The sequence below is a fragment of the Luteimonas sp. J29 genome (genome assembly GCF_000472505.1).
Taxonomy (GTDB): domain Bacteria; phylum Pseudomonadota; class Gammaproteobacteria; order Xanthomonadales; family Xanthomonadaceae; genus Luteimonas.
In genome coordinates this window covers 133083-148734 of sequence record NZ_AWZR01000001.1, presented here as the reverse complement: position 1 = coordinate 148734, position 15652 = coordinate 133083, and the positions used below count along the sequence as shown (strand labels likewise).

Genomic DNA, 15652 nt, shown 5'->3' with positions numbered 1-15652 from the left:
CTGGTCCCATGCGCCTGACCGCCTTCGCCCTGCTGCTGCTCCTGCCCGTCGCGGCGCATGCCGCCCTGCCGACCCCCGACGAAGTGGCCGCTCATGCCGCGCGCACGCTCGCGGCCGAATGCGACGACGACGCCCCCGGCATGGCGGTGCTGGTGGCGCGCGGCGACCAGGTGCTGTACCGCGGCGCCTGCGGCAAGGCCAGCCTCGAACTCGGCGTGGACCTGTCGCCGGACCACGTGTTCCGGATCGGATCGGTGACCAAGCAGTTCACCGCGGCGGCGGTACTGAAGCTGGCCGGCGAAGGCCGCCTGTCGCTGGACGATCCGCTCGACCGGTTCCTGCCCGGCTACCCCGGCGGCGAGGCGATCACCGTGCGCATGCTGCTCGACCACACCTCGGGCGTGCGCAGCTACACCTCGATGCCGGACGTGATGCCCGACGGCACGATCCGCCGCGACCTCACCACCGCGCAGCTGGTGGACGTGTTCAAGGACGAGAAGCCCGACTTCGCCCCGGGCCAGGGCTGGCGCTACAACAACTCCGGCTACGTGCTGGCCGGGGCCGTGATCGAGGCGGTCACGGGCAAGTCGTGGCACGGTTACCTGGACGAGGCGTTCTTCCGTCCACTGGGGATGGCGTCGACCCGCTACGGCCATCCGGCCGACGCGGTGATCCCGGGCCATGTCAACGGCTATACCCGCCAGGGCGACCGCTGGGCCCCGGCGCTGCCGCTGAGCATGACCCAGCCGCATGCCGCGGGCGCGCTGGTGTCCACCGTCGACGACCTGCTGCGCTGGAACCGCGCCCTGCACGGCGGGCGGGTGCTCGACGACGCGACCTACCGTGCGATGACGACGCCGGCGGGCAAGGCCGCCGACGGCGAGTACGGCTTCGGCATCTTCGCCCGGACCCTGCGCGGCCAGCGCTACCTCGAGCACGGCGGCGGCATCTTCGGCTTCGTCAGCGCGCTGGGCTACGTGCCCGGGGAACAGGTGACCGTGGCGGTGCTGCGCAACAGCGACGGGCTGGCCCCGGGCAGGCAGAGCCCCGAGCAGCTCGCCCGCGCGCTGGCCGCGCATGCGATCGGGCGGCCGTATCCGGACAAGACGCCCATCGAGGTCGATGCGGCCGCGCTCGAGGAGTACGCCGGGGTGTACCGCATCGACGCCGACAGCACGCGCGTGGTGCGGGTCAGCGACGGCCACCTGACGTCGCAGCGCACCGGCGGCCGCCCCTACCGCCTGATCCCGGTGGCGAAGGACGAGTTCGTGTTCCCCGAAGGACACTCGCGGGTGGTGTTCGAGCGCGACGCCGAGAGCCGGGTGGTGGCGATGCGCTACTTCCCCGAGGACGAGGGCGAGGGCGAGCGGGTCGAACGCTCGGACGAGCCGCCGCCGCAGGGGCGCGTGGAGACCACCCTGCCGCGCGCGGCGCTGGAGCGGGTCGCGGGCGAGTACGTGCTCGACGGCGCGCTCCTGCGCGTGTTCCTCGATGGCGACACGCCGAAGGTGCAGCTCGAGGGCCAGCCGGCGCTCGAGATCTTCGCCGAGTCCGGCTCGCGCTTCTTCCTCAAGGCGGTGGATGCGACGCTGCGGTTCGAGCCCGACGACGCGGCGCCCCGGCGGGTGGTGCTGACCCAGGGCGGGCGCACGATGGTGTTCGTGCGCAGGGAGTGACCCGGCGCGGCCTCAGCCGCGCCAGAGCACCGGACCGGGGGCCGGGCAGCGCTTGACCGGCTCCGGATCCTCGCGCCCGCTGTCGAACAGCCAGCAGTCGTCGAGCACCGAGCAGTAGCAGGCGCGCATGCGCACGTTGTGGCGCTCCCGGTCGAGTGCCTTCCAGATCGCGTCGGGCGCGTCCTCGGGCTGGATCTGCAGCATCCGCACCCACTCGTCCGCGCCCAGCACGCGGTTCTGCACGCCGCTGCTGATCCCGTACACCTCCTCGACCTGGGCGGGCGAGGATGCGCAGCACCGCCGCAGCAGCTCGCGCCAGTCGGCCAGCGGGGCATCGCGGTAGTACATCTCCAGCCAGCGCACGCGCGCCGGCCCGGTACCGCGGTTGAGCAGGTCGATGCCGAGCTGGGGCGTGCCGTCGGGCGCGGTATTGCTGGTGCTGAACAGCAGCGAGGGCCAGATGCTGGCGGCCAGCATCCGCTCCTGGGTGCGGTTGGCGCTGATCGCCACGAACAGCGAGACCACCGAGAGCAGGATGGCGCTGGCGCCCACCACCAGCTCGAAGCGGCCGCCGCGCGCGGAGGGCGCGGCGGCCGGAGGCGGCGGTGCCTGGGGCGGTGGGGCGGGAGGCGGCGGTACGTCCGGTTCCGTGGTCATCGCTGCACGCCTCCTCCGGTTCAAGCCGCCTGCACGATCCTGAGCGGATTGTTCCATTCGCGCAGCAGTTCGGCTTCGCGGGCCTTGGCCTGGTGCAGGTGCGCTTCCTTGACGTGGCCGTAGCCGCGGATCTGCTCGGGGATGCTGGCGATCTCGGCCGCGAGGCCGACGTTGCCGCCGTCGAGCCGGTCCAGCAGCCCGCCGATGGTGCGCTCGTAGTCGTCGATCAGCTGGCGCTCCATGCGCCGCTCGGCGGTGCGGCCGAACACGTCGAACGGGCCACCGCGCAGGAACCGCAGCTTCGCCAGCAGGCCGAAGGCCTTCAGCATCCACGGGCCGTACTCGCGCTTGACCAGTTCGCCCTTCTCGTTGCGCCTGGCCAGCAGCGGCGGGGCGAGGTGGAAGTGCAGCCGGTAGTCGCCGTCGAACTGCTGCTCGAGCCGGCGCATGAACTCGCCGCTGGTGTACAGCCGCGCCACCTCGTACTCGTCCTTGTAGGCCATGAGCTTGAAGAAGTAGCGCGCCACCGCCTCGGACAGGTCGGTCGAGCCCGGCGCGCGGGTGCGCTCGGCCTCGCGCACGCGGGCGACGAAGTCCGAATACCGCTTCGCGTACCTGGCGTCCTGGTACTCGGTGAGGAACTCGACCCGGCGCGCGATCAGTTCGTCGAGCGAGCGCGACAGGCGCAGGTCGTCGAGCGGCAGGAACGCGACCGCGTCGGTGCCGGCGTGCGGCGGCACGTGGCGCAGTTCGTCGCCGGCGCGCAGCGCGCGCGGCGCGCTGGTCGCGCCCCACTCGGTGCTCTCCCACTCGCCCGGCGGCAGCGACTGCAGCTGCGACGGCGTGTCCTCGGCCGCGGTGGGCGCGTTGCGCACCACGCCCGCGGCCTCGTACACCGCCTCCGGATCGATCGCCGCCAGCCGGCCCCAGGCGAACGCGGTCTTGTTCATCTCCACCGCCGCGCCGTTGAGTTCCACCGCGCGCATCAGCGAGTCCAGCGACAGCGGCACCAGCCCGCGCTGCCAGGCATAGCCGAGCATGAACAGGTTGGTGGCGATCGCGTCGCCCATCAGCGCGGTGGCGAGCTCGGTGGCGTCGATCTGCAGCGGCGACTCGCCGCCCAGCGCCTGGCGCACCGCCTGGATGATGTCGGCGGCCGGGAACTCCATGTCCGGGCGGGTGGTGAAGGTGCCCGGCATGGCCTCCCAGGTGTTGAGCACCACGTGGGAGCGGCCGGCGCGGATCTTGGACAGCGCCCAGTAGTCGTTGACCACCACCATGTCGCAGCCGAGCACCAGGTCGGCCTCGCCGGCGGCGATGCGCACCGCGTGGATGTCCCGCGGCGTGCGCGCGATGCGGATGTGGGTGGTCACCGCGCCGCCCTTCTGCGCCAGGCCGGTCTGGTCGAGCACGGTCGAGCCCAGGCCCTCGAGATGGCCGGCCATGCCCAGCAGCGCGCCGATGGTGACCACGCCGGTGCCGCCGACGCCGGTGATCAGGATGTTCCAGGGCTGCGACAGGTCGCTGGCGAACACCGGCGGCGGCAGGCTGGCCAGGCGCGCCGCGGTCGCCGCCTTGTCGCCCTTGCGCGGCCTGCCGCCGTGCACCGTGACGAAGCTCGGGCAGAAGCCCTCGACGCAGCGGTAGTCCTTGTTGCAGTTGCTCTGGTCGATCTCGCGCTTGCGCCCGTACTCGGTGTCCTTCGGCAGCACCGAGACGCAGAAGCTCTTCTTCCCGCAGTCGCCGCAACCTTCGCACACCAGGGTGTTGATGAATACGCGCGTGGGCGGGTCGGGCATCCGGCCGCGCTTGCGCCGGCGGCGCTTCTCGGTGGCGCAGACCTGGTCGTAGATCAGCACGCTCACGCCCTTGACCTCGCGCAGCCGGCGCTGCACCGCGTCGAGCTGGCTGCGGTCCTCGAACTCGGTGCCGGCGGGGAAGATCGAGCGGTCGCGCCACTTGCCGATGTCGTCGCTGACCACGACGATCGTATGCACGCCCTCGCTGCGCACCTGGTGGGCGATCTGCGGCACGCTCAGCACGCCGTCGACCGGCTGCCCGCCGGTCATCGCCACCGCGTCGTTGTAGAGGATCTTGTAGGTGATGTTGACCCCGGCCGCGATCGCCTGGCGGATCGCCAGCGAGCCGGAGTGGAAGTAGGTGCCGTCACCCAGGTTCTGGAACACGTGCGGGGTGTCGGTGAACGCGGCCTGCCCGCACCAGGTGACGCCCTCGCCGCCCATCTGGGTGAAGGTGTCGGTGCTGCGGTCCATCCACGTGACCATGTAGTGGCAGCCGATGCCGCCCAGCGCGCGCGAGCCCTCCGGGACCACGGTCGAGGTGTTGTGCGGGCAGCCCGAGCAGTAGTGCGGCACCCGCGGGAACTGCGCGCGCGGCAGGGCCAGCTCGCCCTCCTTGAGCTCCATCCAGCGCAGCACCTCGCGGATGTGCGCGGTGTCGCGGCTGCCCTGGGGCACGAACTTCATCAGCCGTCGCGCGATCACGCCGGCGATGGTGGCCGGGGTCAGCTCGCCGGTGGAGGGCAGGATCCAGTTGCCCTCCTCGTCGTACTTGCCGACGATCGAGGGGCGGTCGCCCTCGAAGTTGTAGAACAGCTCCTTCATCTGACTCTCGATGAAGGCGTGCTTCTCCTCGACCACGAGGATGTCGCGCAGGCCGCGGGCGAAGGCGCGGATGCCCAGCGGCTCGAGCGGCCACGTCATGCCGATCTTGTAGACGCGGATGCCCAGCTCGCGGCAGCGGTCGGCGTCGAGGCCGAGGTACTCCAGCGCCTGCAGCACGTCCAGGTAGCTCTTGCCGGTGGTGACGATGCCGAGGCAGGCGTCGGGCGTGTCGATCACCATCCTGTCGATGCGGTTGGCGCGGGCGAAGGCCTGCGCTGCCTTGACCGCGTAGCGGTGCAGGCGCATCTCCTGGTCGAGCGGCGGATCCGGCCAGCGGATGTTGAGCCCGCCCGGCGGCAGTTCGAAGTCCTCCGGCGTGGCGATCTGCAACGCCAGCGGGTTCACGTCCACCGACGCGGACGACTCGACGGTCTCGGCGATGGTCTTGAAGCCCACCCAGCGCCCGGTGTAGCGGCTCATCGCCCAGCCGACCAGGCCCATGTCGAGGATGTCCTGGACGCCGGCCGGGTTGAGGATCGGCATCATCGCGCTGGTGAACTCGCCTTCGCTGCCGTGCGGCAGGGTGGACGAGCGGCAGGCGTGGTCGTCGGCGGCCAGCGCCAGCACGCCGCCGTGCTTCGAGGTGCCGGCGGCGTTGCCGTGCTTGAACACGTCGCCGCAGCGGTCCACGCCCGGGCCCTTGCCGTACCACATGGCGTAGACGCCATCGACCTTGGCGCCAGGGAACAGGTTGGTCTGCTGGGTGCCCCAGACCATGGTCGCGCCCAGGTCCTCGTTGAGGCCGGGCTGGAACTTCACGTTCGCCTGCTCGAGGTACTTGCGCGCGCGCCACAGTTCCAGGTCGAAGCCGCCCAGCGGCGAACCGCGGTAGCCGGAGATGAAGCCGCCGGTGTTCAGCCCCGCGGCCTGGTCGCGCAGCCGCTGCATCAGCGGCAGCCGCACCAGCGCCTGCACGCCCGACAGGTAGATCCGCCCTTCGGTGCGGGTGTACTTGTGGTCGAGCGTGTAGTCGGGGTCGGTCACGCCCCGGGTCAGTCCGGCATGGGCCGAGGCGGGGGACGAGAGTTCGGCGGTGCTGGTCATGGAAACTCGCTTGGCGGGCGGCGCGGGGGATCGCCGCCGGTCCTGATAGATGGTATCGATTGTAACAGTGGCGTCCCCGCGGCCCGGTTTGCGCGGGCCCCGGCAGGGGTATACAACAAACGCCACGCGAGCCGGACCGGCGGAGGCCGGGGCCAAGGGGGGCTGATGGCAGCCGATGTACAGGCAGGTGCATTGCGCGACCGCGGGGCCTGGGCCCGGCGCCACAACCAGGCGCTGGTGTCGCTGGCCCGGCGCGTGTGGCAGGACGCGTGCAGCCTGGAGGACGCGTTCGCGGTGATCTGCGAGACCGCGGCCGAGACGCTCGAGGTCGAACGGGTCAACATCTGGCAGCACGATCCCGATGCCCGCCTGCTGACCTGCCTGCACCATTACCAGCGCAGCACCGGCCGCCACTGCCGGCCGCGCGACATGGCCCTGCACGTCGACCGCGACTACTCGCAGGCCCTGGACGAGGTGCGGGTGATCAACATGGCCTCGGTCGAGCGCGACGGGGGTGGCAACGGCCTGGGCGAGTACCTGCGGCGGCACGGCGTCGGCTCGCTGCTCGACGCGCCGGTACGCTCGGCCGGCGAGCTGCTCGGCGTGATCTGCCACGAACACGTCGGCCCGTCCCGGGTGTGGACGCCCGAGGACCAGGCCTTCGCCGCCAGCATCGGCGACTACGTGGCCATGGCCTACGAGATCGACCGGCGGCGCCGGCTCGAAGGGCAGGTGCGCCACCTCGAACTGTTCGACCCGCACACCAGCCTGCCCAACCGCGACCACGTGGTGCAGCTGGTGCACGCGGCGCTGCGGCCGATCCCGGGCGGCGAGGCCGGGCCGGTGGTGATCCACCTGCACCTGGACGCTTCGCCGCACGAGGGCGACGCCCGCCACGAGGTCCTGGTCGAGGCCGCGAGCCGCCTGCTCGAAGAGCTCGACGGACGCGCCACGCTCGCGCGCGTGCGCGGCAACGCGTTCGCGGTGCTGCCGCACCGGCCGATGCACGAGACCGAGGCCCTGGAACTGGCCGAACGCTGCACCGACCTGGTCCAGGCCCAGCTCGACGTCAGCGGCACCGCCGCCATCGTCACCGCCGGCATCGCCTTCGCGCGCGACCTGTCGGCGCCATCGGCCGACAACCTGCTGCGCAACGCCGAGACCGCCGCGCTCACGGCGCGCAGCTCGCGCCTGCACCGCTGCGAGGTGTTCGACGCCGGGCGCCACCGCGAACTGGTCGCGCGCATCCGCACCGAGCGCGCGCTGCGCGACGCGTTCGAGTCGGGCCAGCTCAAGGTGCATTTCCAGCCCGAGGTCGACCTGTCGAGCGGCCGCTGGATCGCGGCCGAGGCCCTGCTGCGCTGGCACGACAGCGACGGCAACTGCCGCCCGGCGTGCGAGTTCATCGACATCATCGAGGGCTGCGGGCTGATCCTGCCGATCGGGCGCTGGATGCTGGGCGAAGCCTGCCGCCAGGCCCTGGCCTGGCCTGCGCCCGCGGACGGCCCGGCGCCCAGGCTGCGGGTGAACCTGTCGGCGCGCCAGTTCGCCCAGGCCTCGCTGGTGGACGACGTGCGCCAGGCCCTGGCCGACAGCGGCCTGCCGCCGTCGCGGCTGTGCGTGGAGCTGACCGAGAGCGCGCTGCTGCCGGACGTCGAGACCGCCGTGGACACCCTCAAGCGCCTGCGCGAGCTCGGGATCTCGATCGCCCTCGACGACTTCGGCACCGGCTATTCCTCGCTGTCCCACCTCAAGCGCCTGCCGATCGACGTGCTCAAGCTCGACCGCAGCTTCATCTCCGGCCTGCCCGGCGACACGCGCGACCTCGCCATCGTCCAGGCGATCGCCGGGCTCGCCCGCCACGCCGGCCTGGACGTGGTCGCCGAAGGCGTCGAGACCGAGGCCCAGGTGCGCGCCCTGCGCGACTGCGGCGTGGAACGGGCGCAGGGGTTCCTGTTCTCGAAAGCGGTGGAGAACGCGGAGCTGGTGCAGGGATTCGGGGCCAGCGCGGCGCCAGGCTGAAGGGCCCGCGCCGGCCCGGGGACGGGCCGCAATCGGCAGCGACGCATGACCGGCCCGGCAACCAGCCGTTGCGCGCCGGCCCGGAGGCCCTCGCGCACGCGCGCCTGCGACGCGCAACGCCGGAGGTCCGCCCACCGCCCGGGCCGGCCGCTCCCCGCGCCGCGGGGAGCGCGCCACGCGCGGTTACTGGCGCACGTCCCGGGTATGCGACCGCAGCGCCTCGGCCAGGCCGGGGACGCCGTCGGCGCCGGTGGGGACGGTGATGCTCGAGCCCTTGAAGTCGTCGCCGATCGGCTGCGCGCGGCCGCCCAGGCACTGGGCGAGGAAGCCCTCGGCCACGGCGTTGAACGCCTTGCTGTTCTCGGCGCGGGCGAAGCCGTGGCCTTCGTCGGGGAACAGCACGTAGGTGACCGGGATCCCCTTGGCGGTCATCGCGTTGACGATCTGGTCGCTCTCGTCCTGCTTCACGCGCGGGTCGTTGGCCCCCTGGCCGATCAGCAGCGGCTTGCGGATCGCGTCGACGCGGGTGAGCGGGGAGCGTTCGGTGAGCCAGGCGCGGCCTTCCTCGGTCTCCGGGTCGCCCATGCGCCGCACGATCTGCTTGTAGAAGCTGGCCCAGTACGGCGGCACGGTGGAGAGCAGGGTGTTGAGGTTGGCCGGACCGACGATGTCGACGCCGCAGGCGAAGGTGTCCGGGGTGAAGGTGAGGCCGACCAGGGTGGCGTAGCCGCCGTAGCTGCCGCCCATGATCGCGACCTTGTCGGCGGTGGTGGTGCCCGACTCGACCGCCCACTGCACCGCGTCGATGAGGTCGTCGTGCATGCCGGCCGCCCACTCCCCGTCGCCGGCGTTGGTGAAGTCCTTGCCGAAGCCGGTCGAGCCGCGGTAGTTCACGCTCAGCACCGCATAGCCGCGGTTGGCCAGCCACTGCTGCCAGCCGCTGTAGCCGTAGGCATCGCGCGCCCAGGGGCCGCCGTGCACCAGCAGCACCAGCGGCACCGGGCTGTCGGCCTTGCCGTCGCCATCGGCGTCGGCATGCGCCGGGAGGGTGAGGTAGCTCACCAGGGTCTTGCCGTCGCGCGACTCCAGTTCCAGCGGCCACATCGGCACCAGCGGCTTGCCGGCCAGCGCCGGGCGGCCGGAGAACAGGTGGGTCAGCTCGCCGTTGCCGTGGCCGTCGCGGTCGTAGCGGTAGTACTCGACCGGCGACTCGGCGGCCGAATACGCCACGATCCAGGTCCGGTCGTCGAGGGTGCGGGTATTGATCGACGCCTCGCCGGGGCCGATCGCGGCGATGCGCTCGAGATCGGCGCGGATCGCATCGTCGAGCACCGTCCACTCCTCGCGCAGGTAGTTGACCGACACCGCCTGCACTTCCCCCGTGGCCGGATCGGCGAGCCCGCCGCCGATGTCGGCGCGCGCGTCCTCGTGCACCAGGCGGCGCTCGCCGGTGGCGGTGTCGATCGCGAACAGGGCGCTGGTGTTGCGCCCGCGCGATTCGCGCAGGTAGAGGGTGGAGCCGTCGTCGGTGAGGCCGGCGTAGCCGGTGCTCAGGCCATCCTCGAAGGGCACCTCGTCGTACTTCTCCCAGCCGTCGCCGGTGCGGCGCAGCAGGTCGAGGCCGCCGTCGGGGCGCGAGCGGGTGGCGAAGCGCAGCTGGTAGTCGGCGTCGGCCACGTATTCGCCGATCTGGCCGGTGTTCTCCTCGACCAGGGTGCGCTCGCCGCTGGCCAGGTCGACCCGGTACAGGTCGTGCCACTGCGGGTCGCGGTCGTTCATGCCCACCAGCACGGTGCCCGGATGACGCCTGCTCACGCCCACGACCCGGGCGGTGGTCTTCCCGTACGGGGTCAGGTCGCGGGCGGCGCCGCTGCGCAGGTCGACCGCGTACAGGTGGAAGTCCTCGTCGCCGCCGGTGTCGCGCAGGTACAGCAGGGTGTCGGGCAGATGAGACCAGAAATAGCTGCGGATACCACGCGCGGTGTCGCGGGTCACCGCGCGCGCCGCGGACGGATCGTTGGCCGGCGCGACCCAGACGTTGAGCGTGCCCTCCAGCGGCGCGACCCAGCTCAGGTAGCGGCCGTCGGGGCTCATCTGCACGTTGGCGCGCTCGGGATTGCCGAACAGCGCATCGCGCGGGATCAGTTCCACCTCGTCGAGCGAGGCCGGCGCGGCCGTGGCGGTGCCGCCGGTGGCGGCGAGGGCGACGGCGACGGCGGAGGCAAGCAGCAGGCGATGCATGGACGGCTCCGGGCAGGTTCGGGGCACCGAGCATACGGCGGAAGCCGGCCGCCTGCCGCAGGGGCCCGCCGGGCCGGGATCCGGCGACGGGGTCAGGCCGCCTTGCGGTCGTGGCCGCACGGTTGGCGGTAGCCCAGGGCCTCGCTGAGGTGCGTGGTGGCGATGGCGTCGCTGCCGGCCAGGTCGGCGATGGTGCGGGCCACGCGCAGGATCCGGTGCACGGAGCGCGCCGAAAGGGACAGCGACTCGACCGCGCGTTCGAGCAGGGCCTGGTCGGCGGACTGCAGGCGGCAGGCCTCGGCGGTGGCGGGCTGCGAGAGCCGCGCGTTGAGGCGGCCGCCGCGGCGGTGCTGGATCGCGCGCGCGGCCTCGACCCGGGCGCGGATCGACGCGCTGCATTCGCCGGGCGGCGCGTCGGGGCGCAGCTCCGAGGGCGGCAGCCGCGGCACCTCGACGTGCAGGTCGATGCGGTCGAGCAGCGGCCCGGAGATGCGCGCGCGATAGCGCTCGATCTGGTCGGTCGTGCAGCGGCAGCGTCCGGACATGTCGCCGGCCCAGCCGCAGGGGCAGGGGTTCATGGCCGCGACCATCTGGAACCGCGCCGGGAACTCGACCTGGCGCGCGGCGCGCGAGATCGTGACCACGCCCGACTCCAGCGGCTCTCGCAGGACCTCCAGCGCGCGCCGGTCCCACTCGGGCAGTTCGTCCAGGAACAGCACGCCGTTGTGCGCGAGCGAGATCTCGCCCGGGCGTGGGTCGCCACCGCCGCCGGCCAGGGCGATGGCGCTGGCGGTGTGGTGCGGGGCGCGGAACGGACGCTCGCGCCAGCAGGCCGGATCCAGCCCGCGCCCGCCGACCGAGGCCACCGCGGCGGTCTCCAGCGCCTCGGCTTCGCTGGCTTCGGGCAGCAGGCCGGGCAGGCGGGTGGCGAGCAGGGTCTTGCCGCAGCCGGGCGGACCGGACAGCAACAGGTGGTGGCCACCGGCGGCCGCGATTTCCAGTGCGCGCCGCGCCTGCGCCTGGCCGCGCACGTCGCGCATGTCCGGACGCTCGACCGCACGCTGCGGCGGCGCCACCGCCGGCGGCAGCTGCTTGCGTCCGTCGAGCAGCGCGCAGACCTCGAGCAGGGTACGCGCGGTGCAGGCGTCCAGCCCTGCCGCGAGCGCCGCCTCGGGGCCATTGGCCTCGGCCACGACCAGCCGGCGGCCGGCGCGGGCCGCGGCGAGCGCGGCCGGCAGCACGCCGTCCACCGGACGCAGTTCCCCGGCCAGACCCAGTTCGCCGAGGAATTCGCAGCCGGCCAGCGGCTCGCGCGGGATCTGGCCGCTGGCGGCGAGGATGCCCAGCGCGATCGGCAGGTCGAAGCGGCCGCCGCACTTGGGCAGGTCGGCCGGGGCAAGGTTGACGGTGATCCGGCGCGCGGGGAACTCGAACTGGGCGCACTGGATCGCGGCGCGCACCCGGTCCTTGGCCTCGCGTACCGCGGCCTCGGGCAGGCCGACGATCGACATCGAGGGCAGGCCGCCGCCCAGGTGCACCTCGACCGTCACCGCGGGCGCGTGCACGCCGGCGCGCGCGCGTCCATGCACGAGCGCAAGCCCCATGGCGGCGGGATCAGCCGGCGGCGTCGCCGCAGGCCGCGTCCGGGCCGGCGCCGGCCTGGCGCGCCTCGAGCTCGGCCACCACGGCCTGCAGCCGTTCGAGCTTCTCGCGGGTGCGCAGCAGGACCTCGCGCTGGACTTCGAATTCCTCGCGGGTGACCAGGTCGAGCCGGGCCAGGCCGGACTGGAGCACGGCCTTGAAGTTCTCCTGCAGTTCCTCGCGGCTTTCGCGCAGGCCGGGCGGGACCAGGCCGCTGAGGCGGCGGGCGAGGTCGTCGATGTGGTTCAGGTCGATCATGCCGCGGCTCCGATGCGTGGATGCGCCCAGCGTCTCCCGCGCCGCGTGAGGGCGCAGTCGGGACCGGGCGCGGCCGGCTGTAGGAAAATCCCGACCGCCGACGGCGGTATGCTAACGCCGCGCCGCGACCGCGACCCCGACCCCACCCCGTGGAGCCTGCAGATGAAGATGGTGATGGCGATCATCAAGCCGTTCAAACTCGACGACGTGCGCGAGGCGCTGGGCGAGGTCGGCGTCACCGGCATCACGGTCACCGAGGTCAAGGGCTTCGGTCGCCAGAAGGGCCACACCGAGCTCTACCGCGGCGCCGAGTACGTGGTCGACTTCCTGCCCAAGGTGAAGCTCGAGATTGCGGTCACCGACGACCAGGTCGAGCAGGTCACCGAGGCGATCGTCAAGGCCGCCGGCACCGGCAAGATCGGCGACGGCAAGGTGTTCGTGTACGACCTGCTGCGCGTGGTGCGCATCCGCACCGGCGAACTCGACGCGGACGCGCTGTAGCGCGCCAATCCCCGGCGGTCGCGGCCGGTATGCCCGGCCGCGACCGCCCTGCGGCTCAGCCGTCCAGCGCCTGCGCCACGAACGGCGGCAGCGCCTGCGCGCCCAGGTGCACCTCGGCGCTGTAGTATTTCGTGGCGAACGGCTTGGCCCGCGCATCGGCCTCGCGGAAGCCGAAGCCGCGCCCGCCCTTGCGCGCCATGGTGCAGCTCCACCAGCCGGTGGGGTAGCACGGCTGCGGGAACGGCAGGGTCTGGAAACTGTCGAAGCCGGCCTTGGCCATCTCCGCGCGCATCTCGCGCATCAGGTCCAGCAGCGCCAGCGGCGACTCGGACTGCTGGACCAGGATGCCGTCGTCCTTCAGCGCGCGGTGGCAGCTTTCGAAGAACGCCTGGTTGAACAGGCCCTCGGCCGGCCCGACCGGGTCGGTGGAGTCGACGATCACCACGTCCAGGCTCGCCGGTTCGGCGTTGCGCATGTACGCGATGCCATCGTCGAACAGGACTTCCGCGCGCGGGTCGCCGTTCGACTCGCACAGCTCCGGGAAGTACTTCTCGGCCATGCGCGTGACCTGCTCGTCGATGTCGCACTGCACCGCCTTCTCCACGCCCGGATGGCGCAGGACCTCGCGCAGCGTGCCGCAGTCGCCGCCGCCGATGATCACCACCCGCTTCGGGTCCGGATGGGTGAACAGCGCCGGGTGCGCCATCATCTCGTGGTAGAGGAAGTTGTCGCGCGTGGTCACCATCATCGCGCCGTCGATGAGCATCACGTTGCCCCAGTCGGTCGACTCCCAGACCTCGATCTTCTGGAACGGCGATTGCACCTCGTCGAGCTTGCGGGTGACGCGGAAGCCGATCGACGAGCCGGTGGGCTCGAACTGCTCGTGGAGCCAGTCGCTGGCGGTCATGGGGGCGGTCCTGGGGATGGAGTGGTGCGTGCCCTGCGCCATGCGCACGGCCCCGCGGCGGGCGCGTCGCGGGGCGCCATTGTAGCCAGCGCGCACGCACGGTTCCGTGGCCGATCCACTACGATGGCCCGGACACGGACGGGGGCGCCATGGCCGAAGGCGGCGGACAGCACGAAGATGGGCGCGGCCCGCGCGCGGCGGCGCGGCCGCCCACGGACGTGCGCCTGCGCCTTCTGGCGCTCGCCCTGCTCGGCCACGGCGTGGTGGTCGGCGTGCTGGTGCTCGTGCTGGCACCGTTCGTGCTGGTTGCCGCGCACCTGCTCGGCGGCGGCGCGCTGGGGCCGGAACACGCCTACGTGCTGGTCCTGCCGGCCGCGGTCGCGGCCGTGGTGGTGCGCACCCTGTGGGTGCGGTTCGAGCCGCCCGAGGGCCACCGGCTGGCGCCCGGCGAGGCGCCGGCGCTGCAGGCCGAGGTCGAGCGCCTGCGCCGGGCCATGGGCGCGCCGCCGCTCGAGGGCATCGTCATCGACGGCGACTTGAACGCCAGGGCCGCCAGCCTCCCGCGCGCGCTCGGGTTGCTCGGCCACCGGCACGTGCTGGTGCTGGGCCTGCCGCTGCTGCGGATCCTCGACCGGGAACGGCTGGCGGCGGTGATCGCGCACGAGTTCGGGCATTTCACCGCCGACGACGGCCGCTTCGCCGCCTGGGTCCACCTCTCGCGCGGCACCTGGTACCGGCTGCGCGACGGGCTGGGCGCGCACGGGTTCGGGTTCGCCTGGCTGCTGTCGCGCTTCTACGGCTGGCTGGCACCGCGCTTCGACCTCGCCAGCCGCGCCCTCGCCCGGGCGCACGAGTACGCGGCCGACGCCGCGTCCGCGCGCGCGGTGGGCGCCCAGGCCGCGGCCGACGCGCTGGCGACGATCGAGCTGGCCTCGCGTCGCCTGGAGGCGCGTTTCTGGCCGCGGCTGTGGGCGCGTGCGCGCATCCAGTCCCATCCCCCGGCGCAGCTGCAGGCGCCGCTGCTGCAGGCGGCCACCTCTGGCGGCCTCGACGATGTCGCGCGGCTGGCGGCCGCGGATGCACCGCAGCCTGCGGCGGATCCTTCCGACACCCATCCCACCCTGCTCCAGCGTCTCCAGGCGCTGGACGCCCGGCCGCGAGCGCGGGCCGCGGCGGAGCCGGCGGCGGCCATGCTCGGCGACCTGGAGGCGCGACTGGAACGCCGCTTCGACGATGCCTGGCGCGACGCCGTGCGCGCGCAGTGGCAGGCGGGGTACGAGGCCGCCGCCGCCGACCGCCGCAGGCTCGCCGCGCTCGAAGCGCTGGCGGCGCCGACCGCGGCCGAGCTGGCCGAACTCGCGCGGCTCTCCGAGCAGGTGCGGATCGATATCGACCCGCTGCCGGCCTACGAGCGCGCGCTCGCCGCCAGCCCGGACCACGTCCCGTCGCTGCTGCGCGCCGGCCTGCTCCAGCTGCGCGGGGACGACCCCGCGGCCGGCGCCGTCAGGCTGCAGCGGGCGGTGGAGCTCGATCCGCGCGCCGCCCGGGCCGCGCTGGACGCACTGCAGGCGCTGGCGCTCGGTCCGGGCCTGGCGCCGGAGGCCATCGCCCGGATCCAGGCCCTGTGCGCCACGTTCGCGGCGCTGGCCGGTCCCGCGCCGGCCGCCCCGGAAGACGGTGCGGCCCCGGCGGACGCGCTGCAGCCGCACGACCTCGATGCCGACGCCCTGCGCCGCCTGGGCGCGCGCCTGGCCTGCGAACCGCGGGTGGCCCGCGCATGGATCGTACGCCGCACCCCGGCGCTGTCCGGGACGCCGCCGCATTACCTCGTGCTGCTCGACTGGCGCGGATCGGTGGTGAGCGAAGCCGCCGGACTGGCGCAGCTGGAGCAGTCGCTGGCCCTGCCCGGCGCGACCCTGGAGCTGTCTACCGGCACCCACCAGGCCCGGCTCGCGCGCCAGGTGCGCCGGCTGTGCGGCGAACCGGTCTACCGCAAGGGCACGCGCTGAACTGCAACCCCG

The 15652-nt window shown here is 73.1% G+C and carries 10 protein-coding genes; 4 read left to right on the top strand and 6 right to left on the bottom strand.

Annotation, left to right across the window (positions count from 1 at the left end; translation table 11 throughout):
• Window positions 1-8: 8 nt before the first annotated feature.
• Window positions 9-1676: a serine hydrolase gene (locus LUTJ29_RS15610; protein WP_051322554.1), complete on the top strand. Its 1668-nt coding sequence runs from the start codon at window positions 9-11 to the stop codon at window positions 1674-1676.
• Window positions 1677-1688: 12 nt separating this feature from the next.
• Here the strand turns inward: LUTJ29_RS15610 and LUTJ29_RS0100600 are convergent, their stop codons facing one another.
• The gene (locus LUTJ29_RS0100600) at window positions 1689-2333 is read right to left on the bottom strand and encodes a hypothetical protein (protein ID WP_027070838.1); all 645 of its coding nucleotides are present in this window, start codon (window positions 2331-2333) and stop codon (window positions 1689-1691) included.
• Between the two features lie 20 nt (window positions 2334-2353).
• Window positions 2354-6061, bottom strand: a complete 3708-nt coding sequence (locus LUTJ29_RS0100595; RefSeq protein WP_027070837.1) for an indolepyruvate ferredoxin oxidoreductase family protein — start codon at window positions 6059-6061, stop codon at window positions 2354-2356.
• A 165-nt stretch (window positions 6062-6226) separates the two neighbouring features.
• Here LUTJ29_RS0100595 and LUTJ29_RS17920 point away from each other — a divergent pair, with 165 nt between their 5' ends.
• Window positions 6227-8083 carry a GGDEF and EAL domain-containing protein gene (locus LUTJ29_RS17920; protein ID WP_186442032.1) on the top strand — a complete coding sequence of 619 codons (1857 nt, stop codon included), beginning with the start codon at window positions 6227-6229 and terminating at the stop codon, window positions 8081-8083.
• A 183-nt stretch (window positions 8084-8266) separates the two neighbouring features.
• Here the strand turns inward: LUTJ29_RS17920 and LUTJ29_RS0100585 are convergent, their stop codons facing one another.
• The 3 genes from LUTJ29_RS0100585 to LUTJ29_RS0100575 form a co-directional block, all read right to left on the bottom strand.
• Window positions 8267-10324 (bottom strand): S9 family peptidase, encoded by a 2058-nt coding sequence (locus LUTJ29_RS0100585; RefSeq protein ID WP_027070836.1) that lies wholly within the window; start codon window positions 10322-10324, stop codon window positions 8267-8269.
• 92 nt (window positions 10325-10416) lie between these two features.
• On the bottom strand, window positions 10417-11928 hold the full coding sequence (locus LUTJ29_RS0100580; protein WP_027070835.1) for a YifB family Mg chelatase-like AAA ATPase: 1512 nt from the start codon (window positions 11926-11928) through the stop codon (window positions 10417-10419).
• A gap of 10 nt (window positions 11929-11938) precedes the next feature.
• Complete coding sequence (locus LUTJ29_RS0100575) at window positions 11939-12223, bottom strand: accessory factor UbiK family protein (protein WP_027070834.1); 285 nt, start codon at window positions 12221-12223, stop codon at window positions 11939-11941.
• A gap of 162 nt (window positions 12224-12385) precedes the next feature.
• Between LUTJ29_RS0100575 and LUTJ29_RS0100570 the strand changes: the two genes are divergently transcribed.
• Window positions 12386-12724 carry a P-II family nitrogen regulator gene (locus LUTJ29_RS0100570; protein WP_043740114.1) on the top strand — a complete coding sequence of 113 codons (339 nt, stop codon included), beginning with the start codon at window positions 12386-12388 and terminating at the stop codon, window positions 12722-12724.
• Window positions 12725-12779: 55 nt separating this feature from the next.
• Here the strand turns inward: LUTJ29_RS0100570 and speE are convergent, their stop codons facing one another.
• Complete coding sequence (speE, locus tag LUTJ29_RS0100565; RefSeq protein ID WP_027070832.1) at window positions 12780-13631, bottom strand: polyamine aminopropyltransferase; 852 nt, start codon at window positions 13629-13631, stop codon at window positions 12780-12782.
• Between the two features lie 218 nt (window positions 13632-13849).
• Between speE and LUTJ29_RS0100560 the strand changes: the two genes are divergently transcribed.
• Window positions 13850-15640, top strand: a complete 1791-nt coding sequence (locus tag LUTJ29_RS0100560) for a M48 family metallopeptidase (RefSeq protein WP_186442033.1) — start codon at window positions 13850-13852, stop codon at window positions 15638-15640.
• The last annotated feature ends 12 nt before the right edge of the window (window positions 15641-15652 follow it).